The organism is Actinoallomurus bryophytorum (assembly GCF_006716425.1).
Classification (GTDB): Bacteria; Actinomycetota; Actinomycetes; order Streptosporangiales; family Streptosporangiaceae; genus Actinoallomurus; species Actinoallomurus bryophytorum.
On record NZ_VFOZ01000001.1, the window covers coordinates 177,386 to 197,100 of the forward strand.

At 70.6% G+C, this 19,715-nt stretch carries 19 protein-coding genes and 1 riboswitch; of the genes, 4 read left to right on the forward strand and 15 right to left on the reverse strand.

Annotation, left to right across the window (positions count from 1 at the left end; all coding sequences use genetic code 11):
- The first annotated feature begins 59 nt into the window (after window positions 1-59).
- A complete protein-coding gene (locus tag FB559_RS00860; protein WP_141952200.1) occupies window positions 60-1,037 on the forward strand; it encodes an ArsR/SmtB family transcription factor in 978 nt (325 codons plus the stop codon).
- A 166-nt stretch (window positions 1,038-1,203) separates the two neighbouring features.
- Here the strand turns inward: FB559_RS00860 and FB559_RS00865 are convergent, their stop codons facing one another.
- Window positions 1,204-2,229 (reverse strand): 6-phosphofructokinase, encoded by a 1,026-nt coding sequence (locus FB559_RS00865; RefSeq protein WP_141952202.1) that lies wholly within the window; start codon window positions 2,227-2,229, stop codon window positions 1,204-1,206.
- A 582-nt stretch (window positions 2,230-2,811) separates the two neighbouring features.
- Between FB559_RS00865 and FB559_RS00870 the strand changes: the two genes are divergently transcribed.
- Entirely contained in the window at window positions 2,812-3,534 is a 723-nt protein-coding gene (locus FB559_RS00870) for a hypothetical protein (protein ID WP_141952204.1), read from the forward strand.
- Between the two features lie 15 nt (window positions 3,535-3,549).
- On the opposite strand, the gene FB559_RS00875 is transcribed toward FB559_RS00870, so the two are convergent.
- From FB559_RS00875 to FB559_RS00900, 6 genes are all read right to left on the reverse strand, one after another.
- Window positions 3,550-4,251 carry an endonuclease/exonuclease/phosphatase family protein gene (locus FB559_RS00875; protein ID WP_141952206.1) on the reverse strand — a complete coding sequence of 234 codons (702 nt, stop codon included), beginning with the start codon at window positions 4,249-4,251 and terminating at the stop codon, window positions 3,550-3,552.
- Window positions 4,252-4,269: 18 nt separating this feature from the next.
- On the reverse strand, window positions 4,270-5,217 hold the full coding sequence (locus tag FB559_RS00880) for an ROK family glucokinase (RefSeq protein ID WP_141952209.1): 948 nt from the start codon (window positions 5,215-5,217) through the stop codon (window positions 4,270-4,272).
- Between the two features lie 12 nt (window positions 5,218-5,229).
- Window positions 5,230-5,583 carry a DUF5304 family protein gene (locus FB559_RS00885; RefSeq protein ID WP_141952211.1) on the reverse strand — a complete coding sequence of 118 codons (354 nt, stop codon included), beginning with the start codon at window positions 5,581-5,583 and terminating at the stop codon, window positions 5,230-5,232.
- A gap of 90 nt (window positions 5,584-5,673) precedes the next feature.
- Complete coding sequence (locus tag FB559_RS00890; protein WP_141952213.1) at window positions 5,674-6,108, reverse strand: SRPBCC family protein; 435 nt, start codon at window positions 6,106-6,108, stop codon at window positions 5,674-5,676.
- An 81-nt stretch (window positions 6,109-6,189) separates the two neighbouring features.
- Window positions 6,190-6,957, reverse strand: coding sequence for a metallophosphoesterase family protein (locus tag FB559_RS00895; RefSeq protein WP_141952215.1), 768 nt, complete (start codon window positions 6,955-6,957; stop codon window positions 6,190-6,192).
- Between the two features lie 45 nt (window positions 6,958-7,002).
- Window positions 7,003-7,692, reverse strand: a complete 690-nt coding sequence (locus tag FB559_RS00900) for a copper homeostasis protein CutC (RefSeq protein WP_141952217.1) — start codon at window positions 7,690-7,692, stop codon at window positions 7,003-7,005.
- Window positions 7,693-7,962: 270 nt separating this feature from the next.
- Here FB559_RS00900 and FB559_RS00905 point away from each other — a divergent pair, with 270 nt between their 5' ends.
- Window positions 7,963-9,741: an AMP-dependent synthetase/ligase gene (locus FB559_RS00905; protein WP_141952219.1), complete on the forward strand. Its 1,779-nt coding sequence runs from the start codon at window positions 7,963-7,965 to the stop codon at window positions 9,739-9,741.
- Here the strand turns inward: FB559_RS00905 and FB559_RS00910 are convergent.
- Window positions 9,732-10,865, reverse strand: coding sequence for a glycosyltransferase family 4 protein (locus FB559_RS00910; protein ID WP_141952221.1), 1,134 nt, complete (start codon window positions 10,863-10,865; stop codon window positions 9,732-9,734). The genes FB559_RS00905 and FB559_RS00910 overlap by 10 nt on opposite strands.
- Before the next feature lie 177 nt (window positions 10,866-11,042).
- Between FB559_RS00910 and FB559_RS00915 the strand changes: the two genes are divergently transcribed.
- Window positions 11,043-11,675, forward strand: coding sequence for an acetate uptake transporter (locus FB559_RS00915; RefSeq protein ID WP_141952223.1), 633 nt, complete (start codon window positions 11,043-11,045; stop codon window positions 11,673-11,675).
- A gap of 45 nt (window positions 11,676-11,720) precedes the next feature.
- Here the strand turns inward: FB559_RS00915 and FB559_RS00920 are convergent, their stop codons facing one another.
- The 7 genes from FB559_RS00920 to FB559_RS00950 form a co-directional block, all read right to left on the reverse strand.
- Window positions 11,721-13,148 (reverse strand): M48 family metallopeptidase, encoded by a 1,428-nt coding sequence (locus FB559_RS00920; RefSeq protein WP_246121283.1) that lies wholly within the window; start codon window positions 13,146-13,148, stop codon window positions 11,721-11,723.
- Complete coding sequence (locus FB559_RS00925) at window positions 13,145-14,458, reverse strand: basic secretory protein-like protein (protein ID WP_141952226.1); 1,314 nt, start codon at window positions 14,456-14,458, stop codon at window positions 13,145-13,147. Before FB559_RS00925 ends, FB559_RS00920 begins: the two co-directional genes overlap by 4 nt.
- A gap of 287 nt (window positions 14,459-14,745) precedes the next feature.
- Window positions 14,746-15,252 carry a C40 family peptidase gene (locus FB559_RS00930; RefSeq protein ID WP_141952228.1) on the reverse strand — a complete coding sequence of 169 codons (507 nt, stop codon included), beginning with the start codon at window positions 15,250-15,252 and terminating at the stop codon, window positions 14,746-14,748.
- A gap of 485 nt (window positions 15,253-15,737) precedes the next feature.
- Window positions 15,738-16,718 (reverse strand): C40 family peptidase, encoded by a 981-nt coding sequence (locus FB559_RS00935; RefSeq protein ID WP_141952230.1) that lies wholly within the window; start codon window positions 16,716-16,718, stop codon window positions 15,738-15,740.
- A 33-nt stretch (window positions 16,719-16,751) separates the two neighbouring features.
- On the reverse strand, window positions 16,752-17,660 hold the full coding sequence (locus FB559_RS00940; protein WP_246121284.1) for a C40 family peptidase: 909 nt from the start codon (window positions 17,658-17,660) through the stop codon (window positions 16,752-16,754).
- 132 nt (window positions 17,661-17,792) lie between these two features.
- Window positions 17,793-17,919: riboswitch (cyclic di-AMP (ydaO/yuaA leader) on the reverse strand.
- A 187-nt stretch (window positions 17,920-18,106) separates the two neighbouring features.
- Window positions 18,107-18,322 (reverse strand): hypothetical protein, encoded by a 216-nt coding sequence (locus tag FB559_RS00945; RefSeq protein WP_141952232.1) that lies wholly within the window; start codon window positions 18,320-18,322, stop codon window positions 18,107-18,109.
- A 37-nt stretch (window positions 18,323-18,359) separates the two neighbouring features.
- Window positions 18,360-19,700 carry an NYN domain-containing protein gene (locus FB559_RS00950; protein WP_246121285.1) on the reverse strand — a complete coding sequence of 447 codons (1,341 nt, stop codon included), beginning with the start codon at window positions 19,698-19,700 and terminating at the stop codon, window positions 18,360-18,362.
- Window positions 19,701-19,715 lie beyond the last annotated feature (15 nt).

Sequence of the window (19,715 nt, forward strand, 5' to 3'; positions counted from 1 at the left end):
ACGGAATATCGCGTGGCGTGCCGTACGGCCGTTATTGTTTCGCGCGGAGGCGAAACCACGTGGGACTCTGGCAGGTCAACGCGGACACACTGGCGGGCAGCAGGTTCGTGGTCTCGGCGTTGAACGAGACCATCTCCTCCCTCCGGGACCTGGAACGGAACACGGCCACCCACCCCGGCCGGCGCGTGTGGCTCGACGCCCACGTGCCGGCGTACCGGGAGCGGCTGCGCGACGACCCGGTCACCGCGCTGCTGATGCGGGTGGGGCTGACCCGGCCCTGGAACGCGGACTTCCTCACGCCCACACCTCTGGCCGAGGGAGACACGCCCTTCGCCGAGGAGCTGACGCGGATCCGCGAGACACCGCCCGAGACGGCCCGCGCGGACCTGATGGTCTCCGCGGACGGGCCTCTCCCCGCCCTGCTGCGGCGCGACGACCTGCCCGCACGCGCCGCCGACCTGCTGGAGTGGGTGTGGACGGAGGCGGTGGAGCCCTACTGGTGGCGGCGCCGTCAGATCCTGGAGGCCGACATCGTCGCGCGTACCCGGCAGCTGAGCCGGCACGGCTGGGCCGCGGCCCTGGACGACATGCGCCCGGGAATGCGCTGGCTGGGCGACGGCCGCCTGCAGATCAACGTGCTCGACTATCCGCCGCGCGAGATCTCGGGGGCGCAGCTGCTCTTCGTGCCCGTCACGCCCGGGCGGGGCTGGGTCTCCTGGGAGGAGCCGCACCGGTACGCGGTGGTGTACCCGTGCTCGGGCGTCCTGGTGGACGCGGACCGCGCGCCGGCCCCCGACGCCCTGGGCCGGCTGCTCGGCCCGGCGCGGGCGAGCGTCCTGGTCCTGCTCGGGTCACCGAAGAGCACGACGCAGCTGGTGGCTCTGACCGGGCAGGGCCTGGGATCGGTGGGCCGCCATCTGAAGGTGCTCCTGGACGCCCAGCTGATCCGCCGGCGCCGCGCGGGAAGATCCGTGCTGTACTACCGCACCACCGCCGGAGACGTCCTCATCGAAGCCCAGACCGAGCCGTCCCCCTGAGGGCGACGCCCGCACCGCGTCACTCGTCGAACGACTGTATCCCGCGCCCCAAGCCCAAGTGAGGTGCGGCGCTCTTGGTAGTCGACCACGTACAGAAGGTAAACGCCAACACCTCGAAAAGCCGAGGCCCCCGTCGACGACGGGGGCCTCGTTCGAGCGTGGGAGGTCAGCCGAAGAAGACCTCGGACTCGGTGTAGCGCTCCTCCGGGACGGTCTTGAGCTCGTCCGTGGCCGCGCTCAGGTCCACCCGGTGGATGTCGGTGCCCTTCAGGCCGACCATCTTGCCGAAGTCGCCGTCGTGCACGGCGTCGATGGCGTGGAGGCCGAAGCGCGTGGCGAGTACGCGGTCGAAGGCGGTCGGGGTGCCGCCGCGCTGGATGTGGCCGAGGACCGTCGTGCGGGCCTCCTTGCCGGTGCGCTTTTCGATCTCGGCGGCCAGGCGCTCGCCGATGCCGCCCAGGCGCACGTGGCCGAAGGCGTCCAGCTCCTGGTTCTCCGTCGCCATCTGGCCGTCGGCCGGGTGGGCGCCCTCGGCGACCACGATGATCGGGGCGTAGCGCGTCTTGAAGCGGCTCTCGACGTAGCCGCAGACCTTCTCGATGTCGAAGGGGCGCTCGGGGATCAGGATCACGTTGGCGCCGGACGCCATGCCGGCGTGCAGGGCGATCCAGCCCGCGTGGCGGCCCATGACCTCGCAGATCAGCGCACGGTGGTGGGACTCGGCCGTGGTGTGCAGCCGGTCGATGGCCTCCATCGCGATGTTGACCGCGGTGTCGAAGCCGAACGTGTAGTCCGTGGCGTTGAGGTCGTTGTCGATCGTCTTCGGCACGCCGACCACGTTGACACCGCGGTCGTGCAGCTGCCGCGCCACGCCGAGGGTGTCCTCGCCGCCGATGGCGATGAGCGCGTCCACGCCCAGCCCGGCGAGGTTGTCCTTGATCCGCTCGACGCCACCCTCGATCTTGATCGGGTTGGTACGCGACGAGCCGAGGATGGTGCCGCCGCGCGGCAGGATCCCGCGTACGGCCTGCACGTCCAGCGGCAGGGTGTCACCCTCCAGGGGACCCCGCCAGCCGTCACGGAAGCCGATGAACTCGTATCCGTAGACCTGGACGCCCTTGCGGACCACTGCGCGGATGACGGCGTTCAGGCCGGGGCAGTCACCGCCGCCGGTCAGCACTCCGACACGCATGCCTTCTCCTCTTCGAACCATCGGACTGACCCGACCAGACTAATGGCGCGGGCATGGTGGATGCGGCATCACGCGCAAGACACGAGCACACCGCGATTGGTCTAGACCATAGCGGATAAAACCAGGCCCGATCAGCCAGGTACGTATAGAACATCCTGACTTTTCACCCTATGAGGGTACGGCCCCGCGGGCTTCGGCGGGTGGTCACATCGAGGCCGCCCTGGCGTGACCTACGGCCCCGCCAGGGCTCCGGGCCCTCGCGCGCCGCGTACCGGCGGGTGGACAATGATGACAAGGACCGCTTGACGACCCGTAAGACCACCTCCCGCCTCATCAGAAGTGTCGCCCGGAGACCGATCTGAGAGATGATGGTCATCTTCCCAACCCCGGGCCGTCCGCGCCCACGATCCGCACCCGCAACCTTTTGGTCAATCAGAGTTGTCCCGGCCGTAGGCTCATCGCGTGAGCGTCGGTCGACGGGAGTTCGAGGGGAGGCGCCATGGCGTTGACGCCGGGCGTCCGGCCTGAGGAGCAGGGCGCGTCACGCGGCCGCTCCGGCCGTGCACAAAAGGGGGCCGGACGGTGAGCAGGCGGGGCAACGGACTGACGGCGGACGCGTACGTCCCACTCGCCGACCTGACACCACAGCTCGCCGACGCCATGCTGGCCGCCCTGCGCGAGGCCGGCATCGCGGCGTACGCGGTCCCGGCACCCGGTGAGACCGGGGGTTACCTGGACGTACGCCTGCCGGAGGAGCCCACCGACCGCCTGTACGCCGACGCGAGCGCCAAGATGGCGGCCGAGGAGATCCTGGAGACACGGCTGCCCGAGCTACGGGCGGACTACGCGGCCTCCCGCGACGAGGACCAGATCTTCGCCGAGATCGTGGCCGCCTTCGACGCTCCCTCGGCCGACGGCGAGACGCCGTGGCCCGCCGAGGAGAACATCGACGAGACCCCCGAGGACGCGGCCGAGGACAAGGGCGAGGAGTCACCCGGCGACTCGGCGAGCGAGCTCATCCTCACGGCACGCGTGGTCAAGCCCGCCACCGATGACGAGGACGACGAGGAGCACTTCATCCCGCCTCCCCCGCCACCGCTGCCCAAGCCGGACGCTATGACGCGCTTCGCCTGGGTGGCGCTGCTCGGCGGCCCGCTCTACCTGGTGGCATCGGTCTTCCTCAACAGCGCCGTGCCCAGCTGGGCGGCGTTCGTCGCGGTGGCCGCCTTCATCGGCGGCTTCGTGGCGCTGGTGCTGCGCATGGGGGACGAGCCCCCGGAGGACGACGACGGCGCGGTCGTCTAGAAACGGGCCGCGCCCTCAGCGGACGCGGAGCTCGGCCAGGATCGGACGGTGGTCGGTCGCGTCCGGATAGTCGGCGAGGAGCTCGGGCTCGTCGGGTACCCCGCAGCTCAGCACCTCGATGCCGGGATCGGCGAAGACCCCGTCGATGCGGGTGCGCGGCGCGGACGAGCTGTACGTCGCGCCCTCGCCGGCCGGCGCGACCAGATAACCGTCCTGGAAGTGCTCGGCCAGGAAGTCCCATGCCGCGCCGCCGGGCTCCTCGTTGATGTCCCCGGCCAGCACGACCGGCGCGTCGAAGCGCTCACGTGCGCGTTCGAGCTCCTTGACGATCTCCTCCGCGTGGCGGAGGCGCGGGCCGCCGAGCAGGTCGAGATGGACGCTGGCCACGACGAGCCGCACGCCGCCGACGTCGAACAGGCCCATGACCAGCCCGCGGCGGTGCAGGCCGGGCACCGACGACAGCAGGCGATGCCCGCGGTGCAGGAGCGCCGTACGCCGGCCGGCGTACAGCTCCAGCCCCGCGGGACGCCGGCGTACGGCCAGGCCCAGCGAGACCTCACGCGCCAGCCATCGCCGTTTGCGCAGCCAGAACGCGAACCGCGGCGCCTCCTGCACACAGACGACGTCCGGCTCCAGGCGATTGATCACCCGGGCCAGCGCCGCGCGGTCATCCCGCATCGACCGGATGTTGTAGCTGAGCAGCCGGATCGTCGTCATCGAGGGGAACGAGGGGGCTCAGCGGAGTCGCGCGAGGTCCGCGGCGCCGACGATGCCGGCGTCCGGGCCAAGCTCGGCGATCCGAATGTCGGCGAAGACGCGGTGGCCGCGGCCGGTCAGGGCGTTCTCGAACGCCGCGCGTGCGGGGTCGAGCAGCAGGTCGCCGGCCTCCGAAAGGCCACCGCCGATGATGAACGCGCCCGGGTCGAGGATGGCGGCGAGGTCCGCCATTCCCTGTCCGACCCACGCCGCCACACTGCGGAAGCACTCCAGAGCCGCGGTGTCGCCGCCACGCGCCGCCTCGGTGATCTCCGGGCCGCTGATGCCCTCCGGTGAGCCGTCACCGAGCTCCAGCAGGCGCCCGGCCAGCGCCGGGGACACGCGAGCCAGCTCGCGTGCCTCGGCGACCAGGGCGTTGCCGGAGGCGTACTGCTCCCAGCAGCCGCGGTTGCCGCAGCCGCAGCGCCGCCCGTCCGGCACCACGCGGTAGTGACCGAACTCACCGCCGATGCCGAACCGGCCGCGGTACAGCTCACCGTCCATGATCAGGGCGCCGCCGATGCCGGTGCCCAGGGTGATCAGCGTGATGTGGTCCTCGCCGCGCCCGGCACCGAACTTGGCCTCGCCCCAGGCGGTGGCGTTGGCGTCGTTCTCGACGACCACCGGCAGGCCGACCTGGCTCTCCACCTTCTTCTTGATCGGCTCGTCGCGCCAGGCGAGGTTCGGCGCGAACAGCACGGTCGACCGGCTCTCGTCCACGAAACCCGCGGCGCCGAGCCCGACGGCCTCGACCTCTTCGAACTTGCCCTTGAGGATGTCGACGACCTCGGCGATGACCGCGGCGGTCTCGTGCGGGCTGGTCGAGGGCGTCGGACGCCGGAGCTTCTCGACGATCCGGCCGTGGTCGTCGACCACTCCGGCGGCGACCTTCGTGCCGCCGACATCCACACCTATGGTCAGCGTCATCGACGCGGCCCCCTAGTCGCTGTGCGGCCGGTCGCCGCCGTCGGCCGGCGTCTCGCCCGGCTCCTGGCGCGGCGTCCGCGTCCGCTCGAACCCCGCGACCGCCTCGCGGACCGCCGCGAACAGCGACTCACCGGCCGACACGACGTGGCCGACGACGTCGGGCCCGGACGTACGGGAGGCCGCGATCGCCCGGCAGACCGGGCAGTAGCGGCACTCGGGCGCGCCGGTCGCGATGTGCTCGCCCCAGGCGTCACTCGTCGCGTCGCTCCACACATCACCGGGTCCGGCGCCGCCGCTCATCCGCTTACGCAACACCTCGGCGAGACGTACGGCTTCGAACAGCACCGATGCTGGCTGGTCACTCATGGGGTCATCATCTACCTAATCGTTCGGCGTGAAACGGTACCGCCCCGGAGGGGATGCGTGGCGCACACGTCCGAGTCTCGCTGGCATGGTCTAAGCCTCGACTCGGCGTTTCAGGCCTTTGAGCGCGGTCTCGATTATCCGCTTCTCTGCCTTACGCCGGACCATTCCGATCATCGGAATGCGCACGTCGACCGCGAGCTCGTAGGTCACCTCGGTGCTCCCATCGCCCGGGGCGAGGCGATATGCCCCGGTCATGCCGGTGAGCATCGTGCCGGCCTCGGCGAGGTTCCACTGCACCGCGTCATCGTCGGCCCAGTCGTAGGCCAGGACATAGGTGTCCTTGATCGGCCCGGCCTCCAACGTGATCCGTACCTGCTCGGCCCGCCCGTCCTCGGCCGTGGAGACGACTTCGGCGGCGGTGATGCCCTCAGCCCATCCAGGGTATGCGGGAAAGTCCGCGATGACCGCCATCACCTCAGGTGCGGACGCGTTGATCGTGATGCTCGAGCTGGTGCGATCCGCCATCGGCGGGCCTCCTTTCGTCGGGCGCAGTCGTGCGCTGTCTTCGGCCGGCCACAGTGCCGCGTGGTTCCGGGAGCGTATCCGCTACCACTCGAGGACGTAGGGAGCTCCGCGGGCGCGGAAGTGCCCGACGTTGACGCACTCGGTACGGCCGATGCGCGTCCGGCGTACGAGCGGCTGGTGGACGTGGCCGAACAGCACGTAGCGCGGCTGGGTCTCGTGGATCGCCGCCAGCACCGCCTCGCTCCCGCGCTCGAAACGCCGGGCCACGGTGTCATAGAGCAGCTCGGGCACGGCAGGCGGGATGTGGCAGCAGAGCACGTCGACCGAGCCGACCGCCGCCACCTTCGCGGCGTAGGTCTCGTCGTCGATCTCGTACGGGGTGCGGTAGCGCGTGCGCAGGCCGCCGCCGACGAAACCGAACGTCAGGCCGCCGATCTCGGCCGTCTCCCCGTCGAGCACCCGGTGGCCGTCGCGGAGGTTCTCCGCCCAAAGTTGCGGGATGTCGACGTTGCCGTACGTGAGGTAGGCGGGGGTGGGCATCACGCCGAACAGCGCCTTGTACTGCCGGCGCACGGCCGCCTCGATGTGGGTGCGCGGCTCACCGTCCAGCGAGGCCCACAGCGCCTGGGAGAACTCCCGCGCCTCCTCGAAGCGCCGCTGGGTGCGCAGCGAGATGAACGTGTCGGCATGCCGCTCGCCGAACAGGTCCGCGAAGATCCCCTGACCGTGGTCGTCATAGTCGATGAACAGGATCAGATCCCCGAGGCACACGAGCGCGTCGGCTCCGTCACCGGCGGTGGCGAGCGCGTCCACCCGCCCATGTACGTCGCTCACCACATGAACCCGCATGCACAAACCCTATTCCGGACCTGCCGTGCTTCCGCGACACGGCGCTCAGAGGTACGGCGACGCGTCGACCAGCGTCCGCCACTCGCGTACCAGGCCGGCGTCCACCGCGTTCGTCCCGGAGACGCCCCGCCGACGTACGGCGACACCGACGTGGAACGCGTCCACCCCCGCGGCGGCGAGCACGGCCACGTGCTTACGCCGCAACCCGCCGCCCGCGAGCATCAGCGTCGCGCGAGAGGCGGCCCGCCGCAGCAGCGTCTCCATCCCGGCCTCCACGCCGCGCGGCGACCCGGCCGACAGGACGGCGTCCAGTCCGGGCAGGTCAGCGACGGTGAGCCATGCGTCGTCGGCGCACGCGGCGTTGTCCACGGCCCGGTGGAAGGTCCAGGGCAGCGGCGCGACCGCGTCGACGAGCTTCGTGGTCGCCGCGACGTCGACGGCGCCGGCCGAGTCGAGGAAGCCGAAGACGAAACCGTCCGCGCCGGCCGCCGCGTGCTCGGCGGCCGCCCGCCGCAGCCGGTCCAGCTCCGGGCCGGTCGTACGGAACCCGGTCTTGGCCCGCAGCATGACGCGCATCGGCAGCGACGTGGCGCGGCGCATTCCGGCGACGATCCGCGGGTCGGGCGAGAGTCCTCCCGCCCGTACGTCCGCCACGACCTCGACCCGGTCTGCGCCGCCGTCCTCGGCGGCCTCGACGTCGGCCACGGTCTGGGTGATCACCTCGAGCAGCGACATCTTCCTCCCCGGCTGGCCAACTGTTTTCACGGCGGACGAGCGCATTCTCGCGGCGCTGGAGAACGGTGCGGACCGGATTGACCTGGTCTTTGTCCGCGGTGGCGCCCTCCTGACCGCTCCTCTAGCATGACGCGGTCATGGTGAACGAGTGCCTTAACCGGTGATAAGAAGAAAAGCGAGACGCGTCACTCGCCGAACGCTACCGATCGGTAAGTGGAAGCGATAACGTCCGTGCAGTCTTGGGACCCCGCCCCCGAAAGAGGAGAAGTCGTGCGTGAGTTCAGCGTTCCCGCGCAGGTGACGATCGCCGATTCGGCGAATCTGACCGAGACGCTCTTCTCCCGCGCCGCCGAAGAGCCCGACCGGACCGTGTTCCGCCGCAAGGACGGCTCGGGGTGGCTCGACATCAGCGCCCGCGCGTTCGGCGACGAGGTCGCCCGCGTCGCCGAGGGACTCGTCGCGGCCGGTGTCGAGCCGGGAGACCGGGTCGCGATCATGTCGCGCACCCGCTACGAGTGGACGGTCGCGGACTACGCGATCTGGACGGCGGGCGCGGTGGCCGTGCCCATCTACGAGACCTCCTCCGCCTCGCAGATCGAGTGGATCATCGGCGACTCCGGCGCGAAGGCGATGTTCGTCGAGAGCGACGAACACGAGAAGGCGGTGGCGTCCGTACGCGGCGAGCTGCCCGGCCTCGCGCACGTGTGGCGGATGGACGACCTTCCCTCCCGGCCGAGCGGAGAGACCGACGAGCCCGTCGGGGCGAGCCTGGACGAGCGGCGCGCGTCGCGTACGTCCGCGGACCTGGCGACGATCATCTACACCTCGGGCACGACGGGCCGCCCCAAGGGGTGTGAGATCACCCACGGCAACCTGCTCTCGACGGCTCGCAACGTCGTCGAGGGCGCGCTCACGGAGGTGTTCAGCCTCGCCGACGGCTCCACCCTGCTGTTCCTCCCGCTCGCGCACGTCTTCGCGCGCCTGATCGAGGTCGGCTGCGTCGAGGCCGGGGTGACTCTGGGCCACACGCCGGACCTGACCGACCTCGTCGAGGACCTCGGATCGTTCCAGCCGACGTTCCTGCTGGCCGTCCCCCGTGTCTTCGAGAAGGTCTACAACGGCGCCGAGCAGAAGGCCGCGGCGGAGGGCAAGGGCAGGATCTTCCACCTCGCCGCCGACACCGCGATCGCCTACAGCCGGGCCGACTCCCCCGGTCTGGGGCTGCGGCTGAAGCACGCGGCGTTCGACAAGCTCGTCTACACCAAGCTGCGCGCGGCGGTCGGCGGGCGGGTGACGCACGCCGTGTCCGGCGGCGCCGCGCTCGGCGAGCGCCTCGGCCACTTCTTCAACGGCGTCGGGATCACCATCCTGGAGGGCTACGGCCTGACGGAGACGACCGCGCCGATCGCGGTCAACCTGCCGAGCGACAACCGCATCGGCGCCGTCGGCAAGCCGATCCCGGGCAGCACGGTGCGCATCGCCGACGACGGCGAGATCCTGACGAAGGGCCCGAACGTCTTCGCCGGCTACTGGCACAACGAGCAGGCCACCAAGGAGGCGGTGGAGGACGGCTGGTTCCACACCGGCGACATCGGCGAGCTGGACGACGACGGCTACCTCAGGATCACCGGCCGCAAGAAGGAGCTCATCGTCACGGCGGGCGGCAAGAACGTCGCCCCGGGCCCGCTCGAGGACCGTCTGCGCGCCCATCCGCTGATCAGCCAGTGCCTGGTCGTCGGCGACGGACGCAAGTTCATCGGCTGCCTGATCACGCTGGACCCCGAGGCCCTCGGACCGTGGAAAGAACAGCACGGCAAGGGCTCGATGTCCACCGCCGAGCTGATCGAGGACCCCGACCTCGTCAAGGAGGTCGACGCCGCGGTGGCCGAGACCAACGCCTCGGTGTCACGGGCCGAGGCGATCAAGAAGTACCGCATCCTCGAGGCCGACTTCACCGAGGACACCGGTCACCTCACCCCGACCCTCAAGGTCAAGCGGAACCTCGTCGTCCGCGACTTCGAGGCGGAGATCGAGGCTCTCTACTCCTGACTCTCCAGGAGGGTCGCGAACCTCCGTGCCTGGACCGTCCAGCGCCACTCACGCTCGACCCACGAGCGGCCCTTGTCGCCCATCGCGGCCGCCCCCGCCGGGTTGCGCAGCAGCTCGATCACGGAGTCGGCGACCGCGGCGACGGAGCGACCGTCGATCACCAGGCCCGTCTCTCCGCGGAGGACGGCGTCGGGCGCGCCACCGGAGTCTCCGGCGATGACCGGCAGCCCGGTTGCGGACGCCTCGAGGTAGACGATGCCGAGCCCCTCGACGTCCAGGCCGCGCCGCCGGGTCCGGCAGGGCATGGCGAAGACGTCCCCGGCGTCGTAGTGCGCGGGGAGCTCCTCCCACGGCACGGTCCCGGTGATCCGTACCGAGTCGGCCACGTCCAGCTCGGTCCGCAGCCGCTCCAGGGCCGGGCGGTACGGTCCGCCGCCGACGAGCAGCAGCGCCGCGTCCGGGATCGCCCGCCGCACCCGTGGCCAGGCGTGGATCAGCGCGTCCTGGCCCTTGCGCGGCACCAGGCGCGAGACGCAGACGACGACCGGCCGGTCCGCAAGCCCGTGCCGGGCGCGGATCTCGGCGCCGCCCGCGCCTGCGCGGAAGACCGTCTCGTCCACGCCGGGGGCGAGCCGCCGCATCCGCGCGGCCGCGGCGGGTGACAGGCCCGCGGCGATCCGGCCACGGGTGTACTCCCCCAGGTACGTGAGGACGTCCGTGCCGTCGCCGATGCGGCGCAGCAACGCACGGGAGCCGGGCAGCGACGCCCAGCCCGCCTCGTGGCCGTGGGTGAGGCCGATGACGCGGCCGGCGCCGGCGCGACGCAGCCCGGGTGCGAGCAGGCCGAGCGGCGCCGCCGCACCGAACACGACCGAGTCGCAGTTCTCGGCGCGCATGATGCCGGCCGCGCGGCGCAGGACCGCGGGCACCGGCAGCATGAGCCGCGTGGGGTGGCGGACGACCGGAAAGGGCTGCCGGGCGTCGAACTCCGCGGCGCCCTTCCACTCGGGCGCGTACACGACGACGGAACCGGGCGGGCGCCGCACTGCGAGGTTGTGCACGAACGCCTGGATGCCTCCCGGGCGCGGCGGGAAGTCGTTGGTCACGACGAGCGTCTTTGTCATGGCCCCGCCAGCATCGCATGCATGATCACAGTTCGGTTCCAGACCAGTGACCAGGACGAAACAGGGCGTTAACCTTTACCGGTCTCACTTGTGGCCGCCCCCACCCCGCCCGGCCCTGATCGATGGACCTGACGAGGCACGGCGGTGGAGTCTCCACACTGATCAGGAGGAGCCACCTTGACCGAAACCGAAACGACCCGAGCCCCCTCTCCCGTGGTGTCGGCGATAGCGGACCCGGCCCCCTTGGGCCTCGCCGCCTTCGCACTCACCACGTTCCTACTCTCCGCCAAGAACGCCGCCTGGACGGACGGAACCGACGCGTGGCTGGGCTTCGCCTTCGCCTACGGCGGCCTGGTCCAGTTGCTCGCAGGCATGTGGGAGTTCCGCAACCGCAACGTCTTCGGCGCCACCGCGTTCTCGACGTACGGCGGATTCTGGATCGGCCTTGGTCTGTACGTTCATCTCGTCGCGCCGGAGGCCGTCAAGGCCGGCGGCCCGAACGCCGAGTCGCTGATCCAGAACGACCTGGGCTGGATCCTGCTCGCGTTCGCCATCTTCAACACGTACATGTTGCTGTGGAGCACGCAGGTCAGCAAGGCGGTCTTCGGTGTCTTCCTCACACTCGAGGTCACCGAGATCATCCTGTTCATCGGCAACCTGTCGCACAGCACCGGCACGATCAAGCTCGGTGGGTGGATCGGTGTCCTGACCGCGATCGTGGCCTGGTACACCTCCGCGGCCGGAGTCACCAACGGCATGGACAGCAGGTTCTCCCTGCCGGTCGGCAAGGCCTTCGGCCTCAAGAGCTAGCCGCGTCGGCCGGTCTCGCCGTGAACTCGCGCTCTCCGCGCGGGTTCACGGCGGGGCCCGGTGCCCTTTCGCCACGAGCGGCGCGGGCACCGCGAGGTGATGAAGCCGGGCCCACTCGCGGCCCATGGCGATCCGCTCCGGCCCGGTCGGGTGGGTGTTCCACAGCGCGTACTCCAGAGCGTCCGGCGACAGCTCGTCCAGATTGCGGGCGCTGAGCGAGCGCTGCATCCGCACGTACGTCGCGGGGTCCCTGGTCAGGTCGAGGGCATGCATGTCGGCACGCGCCTCGATGTGACGGCTCACGAGGTTCTCCACCGGCGCCGAGAGCTGGAGCAGCACGGTCACCCCCGCGAGCAGCAACGCGACCGACCGCGGGTCGGCCGCCGACTCCGCCCCGGCACGTCTGAGCAGCCGGGGCGAACTCATGACCAGGTAGAGCACGCAGACCCCGGCGGCGACCCCGAGCGCGCCCACGAGGGTGCCGTGCAGGACGTCCCCGCGTTTCGCGTGGCCGAGCTCGTGCGCGACGACCAGCTCGACCTCCTGGCGCGGCTCGCTGTCGAGAAGGGTGTCGTAGACGACGATCCGCCGGGTCGAGCCGAACCCGGAGACGTAGGCGTTCAGCGTCGTGGTGCGCTTGGACGCGTCGGCGACGAGGACGTCGTCGACCGGCACGCCGTCCTCGCGCGCCAGTCGCAGCAGATCGGTGCGCAGCGGACCGGCGGGCATCGAGTGGAACGAGTTGAACAGCGGCTCGACCAGGACCGGGTAGCCGAACGAGGCCGCCGCGACGAGCACGAACCCGCCCGCGGCCGCCCCGGCCCACCAGCGCCGGGGGAACCTGCGGATGAGCAGGTGGAGGCCGAGCACCACGATGATCCAGATGACGAGTGTGACGCCGAGGGAGGTGACCTGGTCCCGTGCCCAGCCGCCCCAGTGTTCGGTCGACAGGCCGTACCGCCGCAGCACGGTCTCGGACCACACGTCGAACGGCAGGCCGGCCAGCCTGGTCAGCACCGCCAGCACGACGGCCGCGCCGACCAGGCGCAACGGCCACCGGCGCAGGGGGCCCGTGACCGCTCCGAGGAGACGCGAGCCCAGCGGTGTGAGACCCAGCAGTACCACGACCACGATCCCGGCGATGAGCCCGGCATAGGCCGGCGGGTTGAGCGCCGCGTTGAACGCGTGGCTACGTGCGATCTCCGCCGGGGTGAAGTCGAGCGCCGGGTCGGGCCCGCGGTCCGCGCCCGGCAGCGGATGCCAGGGTGTGGTCACCGCGACCACGACGGCCAGCAGCGCGCCGAGCACCACCGCGGCGACCGCGGCCGCCCGCCGCGACGCCCTGTCCCCCGCCACGGCCGGGCGCCGGGCGTCCGCCACGGCCTCCGCGCCGGCGGCGACGTGTGAGCCGACCGTCACGTCCCCGGCCTCGTCAGTGCGGCGTGTGCCCTGACGGTCGTTCTCCTCGCTCACGAGAGCACCCCGCGAACGTAGCTTCGCCACTCTTCGTCGAACCGGGCCGAGCCGATGCCGAGCACGGTACGCAACGCGCGGTCCTCGATGCGCGGGTCGCCCGAGGCACCGGGTTCACCCTCCGCCGTACGGTAAAGCCGCACCAACGTGTCCTCTCCGTAGCGTTCGGCGATCATCCGGCAGGCGAGCCACGCCTCTTCGTACGCCGCGGAGAGCCGGTCGCCCGAGCCTTCGAACTCGGTACGCCCCGGCGGCGCGGAGGGCATGTCTCCGGAGGAGATCAGGTTCTTCAGCTCGCGTCCCGCGGCCTTCGTCGCCACGCCGGCGTCCTTGTACCCGACGTAGTCCGCGAGCCCCTCGATCAGCCACATCGGGGTCTTGCCGTCGCGGGCGCCACCCATCGCGACGTGGACGAGCTCGTGCGTCAGCACGACGTGCCGGCCGAGCGCGTTGAGGCGGCCGAAGGCGGTGGGGCTGATGACGACGCGGTCCTCCCCGGTCGCCGTTCCGCCGGCGTCGCCGGTGACGGTGGCGAGCGCGGCGATGTCCCCGAGATTGCGTACGTCGCCGACGAGTTCCTCGGCCTTCTGCTCGGTGGCGGGGACGAGCGCGACGACGCGCCGGGACCATCGGTCGCCCACGACGCCGGAGACGATGCCGACGCCTTGGTCGAGGCGGTCGGCGATGTCGCGGAGCTCGGCCGTACGCGCGCGGGCGTCCTGGCCGGCCACGGCGCCGTCCTCGGCGAGCACGATGCTGCGGCGGCCCCGCACGACCTTGAGGCTGCCGCCGCTCCAGATCTGCGGATCGTCGCGCAGGCCGTGCGCCGCCCCGTCGCCGGAGACCACCCAGCCCGTACCCGGGCGGCGGTCGAAGGTGAGGTACTCGGTGTAGACGAGCTCCCGGCGGTCATAGCCCCGCAGCCGGTAGGCGAGCCTCAGCCGTGCGGTCCAGCCGTCGTCGGCGGCCACCGCCGGGCGCGTGTCGGCCAAGGACTCCTTCCACCCGGTGAGGGGGACCTCGGCCAGGTTGTCGAACAGCACCTCCTGCCCGGCGCGGAACGCCTGGCCCGAAGGGTCGACGGTGGCGAGGAAGGCGGCGCGGTCGTGCGCGAGGACCGCGTGGGAGCGGCGCTGGAGCAGGGAGTTCACCGTCGCCGTACTGGGGGCGGGCAGTGCCCCGGCGACGGGCCGCGAGGGAGCGGCGGACCGGCTCGCGCCGTCGTGGAGTGCGACGTAGCCGATGCCGGTGACGAGGTTGGCCACGATCGCCAATCCGGCAAAACCGGCGAATATGGGCAGCGCAGACACGCGCGAGTCCGCATTCCCCTTGGCCGGCATGCGCGCGATCCTAGCCGCCGCCGCTGAATGCGCCGGGCCGACCGCCCGGAAGCGCCGGGGCTCGTCCGTTACGGACGAGCCCCGGCGCCGGACACGCCCTTGGGCGTGTCCGGCAAACCCTCCTCCGGCTGCGCGACGCCCAGGCGGCGCCTCGCCGCGTTGTCGTCGGTCGCCGGCCCACACCGGGCTGACTCCTCCTCCGCCTTGCGACGCACCACCTGGACGCCGCTCGCTACGGACAGGATCGTCAGACACGCCTAGTACGGCCGTACGCCGCCGTTGAAGTGCCCGCGGTAGTAACCGTTGATCAGGACCTGCTTGATCCGGGTGCCCGTGTGGGCCGCGTGGATCATGTACACCTTGCCGCCGTCGACCTTCGAGACGATGCCGGTGTGGCCGTCGCCGTAGAAGTAGACCAGGTCACCGGTGGCGAAGTCCGTGAACTTCACGTGCCGCTTGACGTGGCCGTGCTGGGCGTCCGCCGTACGCGGAAGGCTGACTCCGGCCTTCCGGTAGGCGTACTGGACCAGACCGGAGCAGTCGAAGGCGGCGGGCCCGGCACCGCCGTAGCGGTACGGCTTGCCGATCTGCTCGCGGGCGACGGCCACCGCCGTCAGCCCGACCTTGTGTCGCGCGTTCCAAGACGTTTTCGCCGCGGTGTCGGCCGCCGTCGGAGGGGCCACGGGGATGACGGTCAGGGTGGCCGCGTCGGCCGCCTGGACCGTCAGGGCCGTGGGCGCGAGTACGGCGCCGGCGGCCAGCATGCCGCCGGCGAGGCGGATGCGTGCGGGTGAAGCGGTCGAGGGGGTGCGATACAGGGTGTTCTCCTTCCATGGACGCCAACCGGGTCGGCGAGGGGGTTCGGGCTGGAAGCCGCCCTACGGTGCGCCTGTCATCGCAGGTGCCCGACTCACCCTGGAGAGCTGCGTCTGTCGCGCAGTCGGGTCCCCGGCTCCGCGTGCCCGCGGACTAGGCGTGCGCGGCCACCTGACGCGTCCCTGATGGACGGTTTCTGCGGCTGGCCGCTTATCGGCGCATTCCGGAAAATGTCGAAATGGAAATCCCCGGCACGCGTTCCACGACGCGTGAATGCCGGAATCCATCCCGGCGATGCGGTGCATGGGACGTACCGCACATTCGCCGCACGCTAGCAAGACCGCATGGCATCGGCAAATTTGCGGCAAAAGCGTGGCGGCGCAATCACATAACGTGAATTGCGCCGCCCGCCATTATGAGATCTACGTCTCTGTCAGACGAGACGCCCGGCACCGTAGTAAACGGAGCTGTAGTACGCGTCACTCAGACTGGCGATCTTCACGACGTCGCCGGTGTGCGGGGCCTCGATGAACTTCCCGTTGCCGACGTACATGCCTACGTGATCGTTGTTGCTGAAGAACACCAGGTCACCCGGCTGCAGATCGGCCTTGGCGATCCGCCTGCTCGCGCTGTACTGGTTGGGCACGTAGTGGTTGATATTGATGCCGATCTGCTTGTAGGCCATCATCGTCAGCCCGGAGCAGTCGAAGGAGTTCGGACCGGCGGCACCGAACACATAGGGCTTGCCGAGCTGGGCGCAGGCGTACCGCAGCACGGTCTCGGCCCGGCCGGTGGCCAGGATCGAGCAGTTCGCCTTGGAGCTGCCCGGGTCGATGTTGCTGCCGAGCCTGTTGATCAGCGTCAGCTGCTTCCTGATGGCCGTGTTGGCCGCCGCACGCTGCTTGTCGGCCTGCGTCTTCTGCTGGGCGAGCTGCTCGGCCGCCTGCTGGGCCAGCGCCTTCTGCCGCTCCAGCCGCTGCGCCGACGCCAGGAACTGGGTCAGCTCCGCGGCACGGTTGTTGGAGACCTGGGTGAAGGCCGTCATCTGGTCGAGCACGGCCGACGGGTCCTTGGCCGAGAGCAGGTCCGGGACCGAGCCGGCCTCGCCTCCGGTCTTGTACGCCGCCGCGGCCAGCTGAGCCACCCTGACGTGCAGCTGCTCGAACGTGGCCTTCTCGGTCGTGACGGAGGAGTTCAGGGCCTTCAGACGGCTCTGAGCGGCCTGCCAGTCCTCCTTGGCCTTGTTGTACTGGTTTCCGAGCTTGTCGACCTGGTCGTTGAGCTGAACGAGCTGCTTCTTCGCGGCACTCAGCGATGGAGTGGGCTTGGCCTCCGCGACGGTGGCGGGCATCACGAGCCCGGCCACCACGGCTGCTCCGGCGGTACCGACGAACCAACGACTGGTCTTGGACATGCTTGTACGCTTCATCTCCACTTTGACGGCTCCCTACGGACGGCCCGCGCCGTAATAGGCGGAGCTGTAGTAGCCGCTCAGGCTCTCGATCTGGACGACCGTGCCGGTGTGCGGTGCGTGCATGAACTGGTTGTTGCCGACGTAGATGCCCACGTGGTTCAGGCTGTCGAAGAACACCAGGTCGCCGGGCTGCAGGTCCGAGCGCGCCACACGGCGGGTTGCGTTGTACTGGTCGGGCACGACGCGGGGAAGGCTGACGCCGGCGTGGCGCCAGGCCATCATCACGAGTCCCGAGCAGTCGAAGCCGGAGCTGTACGGGCCGGTGCCGCCATAACGGTAGGGGGCACCCTTCTGCTCGTACGCGTACTCGAGGGCGAGGCGGGCACTGCCGGACGCCGGTCCGGTGTAGGTGCCGCCGTGGCCGCCGGAGGAGGAGACACCACCGCCGAGCCTGTTGACCAGCGACCGCTGCTGGCCGGCCTTCTTCTTGAGGCTGGCGAGCTGCTTCTGCTCGGACTTGAGCTTGGCGTTCAGGTCGTCGGCGGCCTGCTGCGCCTGCGCCTTCTGGCGCTGCAGCAGCTGGGCGGCGTTGAGGAACTGAGTGACCTCACTCGACCGGTTGCGCGCGACCTGCGTGAACACCGAGATCTGGTCCAGGACGTCCGCGGGGTCGCTCGACGACACGAGGGCCGGAATGTCGCCGGACTGGCCGCTCTTGTAAGCGGCGGCGGCGAGCTGCACGACCCGTATACGGAGCTGCTCGTACGTCTTCTTGTCTTGGCTGACCGATTTGTTCAGCGCGTCGAGCTTTTTCTTGGCGGCCTGTCGTTCTTCTTTGGCCTTGTTGTAAATATTGTCCTGATGGTCGACCTGAGAGTTCAGCTTCTTGAGCTTGGCCTGACTCTCTTTCAGTGATGGCTTCGGTGCTGCCTGCGCGGGCATGACAGGCACGATCAGCGCCGTGGAAGCCGCTACGCACAGGGTCGTGAGGGCTCGAAGCCCAACCCTGCCTCCTGGCAGCCAGCCACCGGCACTACTGCCGGCACTGCGCTTTGTGGCCACGATTGCGGCACGCCCCTCTCCCAAGGACCGCCTACCGGGTTAGCTGACGGATTCGGGCGTGGAAGTCGCCCTACGGAGCAGATGCGCTCCGATTCACCCCTGGAACCTGGTTCCCCGGCTCGTACGGCCAAAGGGAGACCACCATCGACGGAGGTCTCCTCGTATGCCGTAGCGACTCGGCGGGAGCCCGTCGCCGTCGCCTGGGGGGCGACGAACGAGCGACTGACTCAGGGCGCGAGACTAGTCAAGTATCACCCTGGTAACAACCGCTTCTACGGGAAAAACTCCAATTCCCGTCAATAGCGCAACAGCGTGCGCACGTGCGACTACGAGGCGCGCTCATCGGAGATCGTCAGCCGCAGAGGCGGCAACATGCCGCCTTCGGCGAGAACATCCAGCGCACGGCGCTCTCCGTCGCCGATCTCCACCGCCTCGAACGGCGCGCCGAGCATTGCGGACACTACGCAGTCGGCGCAGCCGACGTTGCGTACCTCACACTTTTCGCAGTCGATGAGCATGGTGTCTCCTCGTGTCGACGTCATGACACAGACGCTAGAAGGAGGCACCGACAGAAACGCGTCAGGTGCGGCTGAGCCGTCTCAGCAGCAGCGATGCCGGGGCCGGGCGGGCGTCGGCGCGGCGGGCCGAGTCGCAGACCTCCTGGTCGGAGGAGATGACCACCACCGCCCGGCCGCCCGGCTCCGCGCGTACGAGCTGGCCGATGAGATCGTCGGCGGTCTGCCCCGGCGCGCTGAACAACACGCGTACGCCGCGTGGCGCCTGCACCGCGACCGGAGCGTCCAGCTCCGCGCCGTCGAAGACCACGGTCACCTCCGCCTTGGTCTGGGCGTGCAGGACGCCGACGCCGGAGATGAGCCGGGACCGCTGGTCGGACAGCGGGATGTCGCCGTAGCCGGTCTTGGTGACGTTGTAGCCGTCGATGATGAGGTGCACCTGCGGCAGCATGAGGAGCTGGTCGAGCAGTGCCGGGTCGCTGTCGGCGAGGGCACGCCCCGGGAGCGTGCGGTGCCCGGGCTGCTGCGGCGCGACGGCGCCGACGCTGTCGGCCGGGCGGGTGATCCCCGTCGGCAGCCCGATCTCCTCCCGCAGCCCCTTGGTCGCGTCGGTGAGGGCGTCGAGGAGCACCCGCAGCCGCGTCTCGTCGAGGTTGCGTCCCTCGCGTGCGGCCCGGCGGGTGTTCTCCACCGCGGACTCGGCCTGGGAGAGCCTGGCGCGCAGTCGGCGCAGCTCCGCCTCTGTCGCCGCGCCCGCGGCCGCCGCACCGGCCCGCTCCTCGCCGGCCTGGCGGTCCAGCTCCTCGGCGCGCGCGTGCTCGCGCTTGGCGCGGGTGCGGCTCTCGTGCAGCTTCTTGCGGAGCTCGGCGTTCTCGGCGCGCGAGCTGCGCAGCTCGGTACGCAGCTTGTCGATCTCTTCGGTGCGTGTCGCCTTGGCCGCGGCGATCTGCTCCTGCAGCTCGGCCAGCTTGCGGATCGTCTCGGCCTCGTCGGCCGCGAGCGCGGAGCGTTCGAGATCGCGGCGTGCCGTCTCGACCCGCTCCGGCCAGCCCGGTGGCCGGATGAGGTAGGCGAGGGCCGCGACGTTCACCGGGTCGGCCGCCGCCGGCACCGTGCCCGAGTCGAGCGCGGCGGCGAGCTCGGGCTGGCCCTCGCGTACGACCTCGGCGACGCGTTCGCGGAAGTCGGTGTCCTTTTCCAGCTGGGTGGCGATCGGGGTGGCCGCCAGCCTGGCCCTGCGGCGTGGCTCGAACCGGGCGACGCGCCGCAGCGGCGCGGGGATCTCGTCCGCCCGGAGTGCGCCGACCACTTCGGCGGCGAGCTCGACCACGCGCTGCCGGACGGCCTCTGGCAACGGTTGATCGAGCTGTTCGCCCGGGCCGGTGTCGATGATCTGTCTCCTCACGCATGAGCCGGTCGC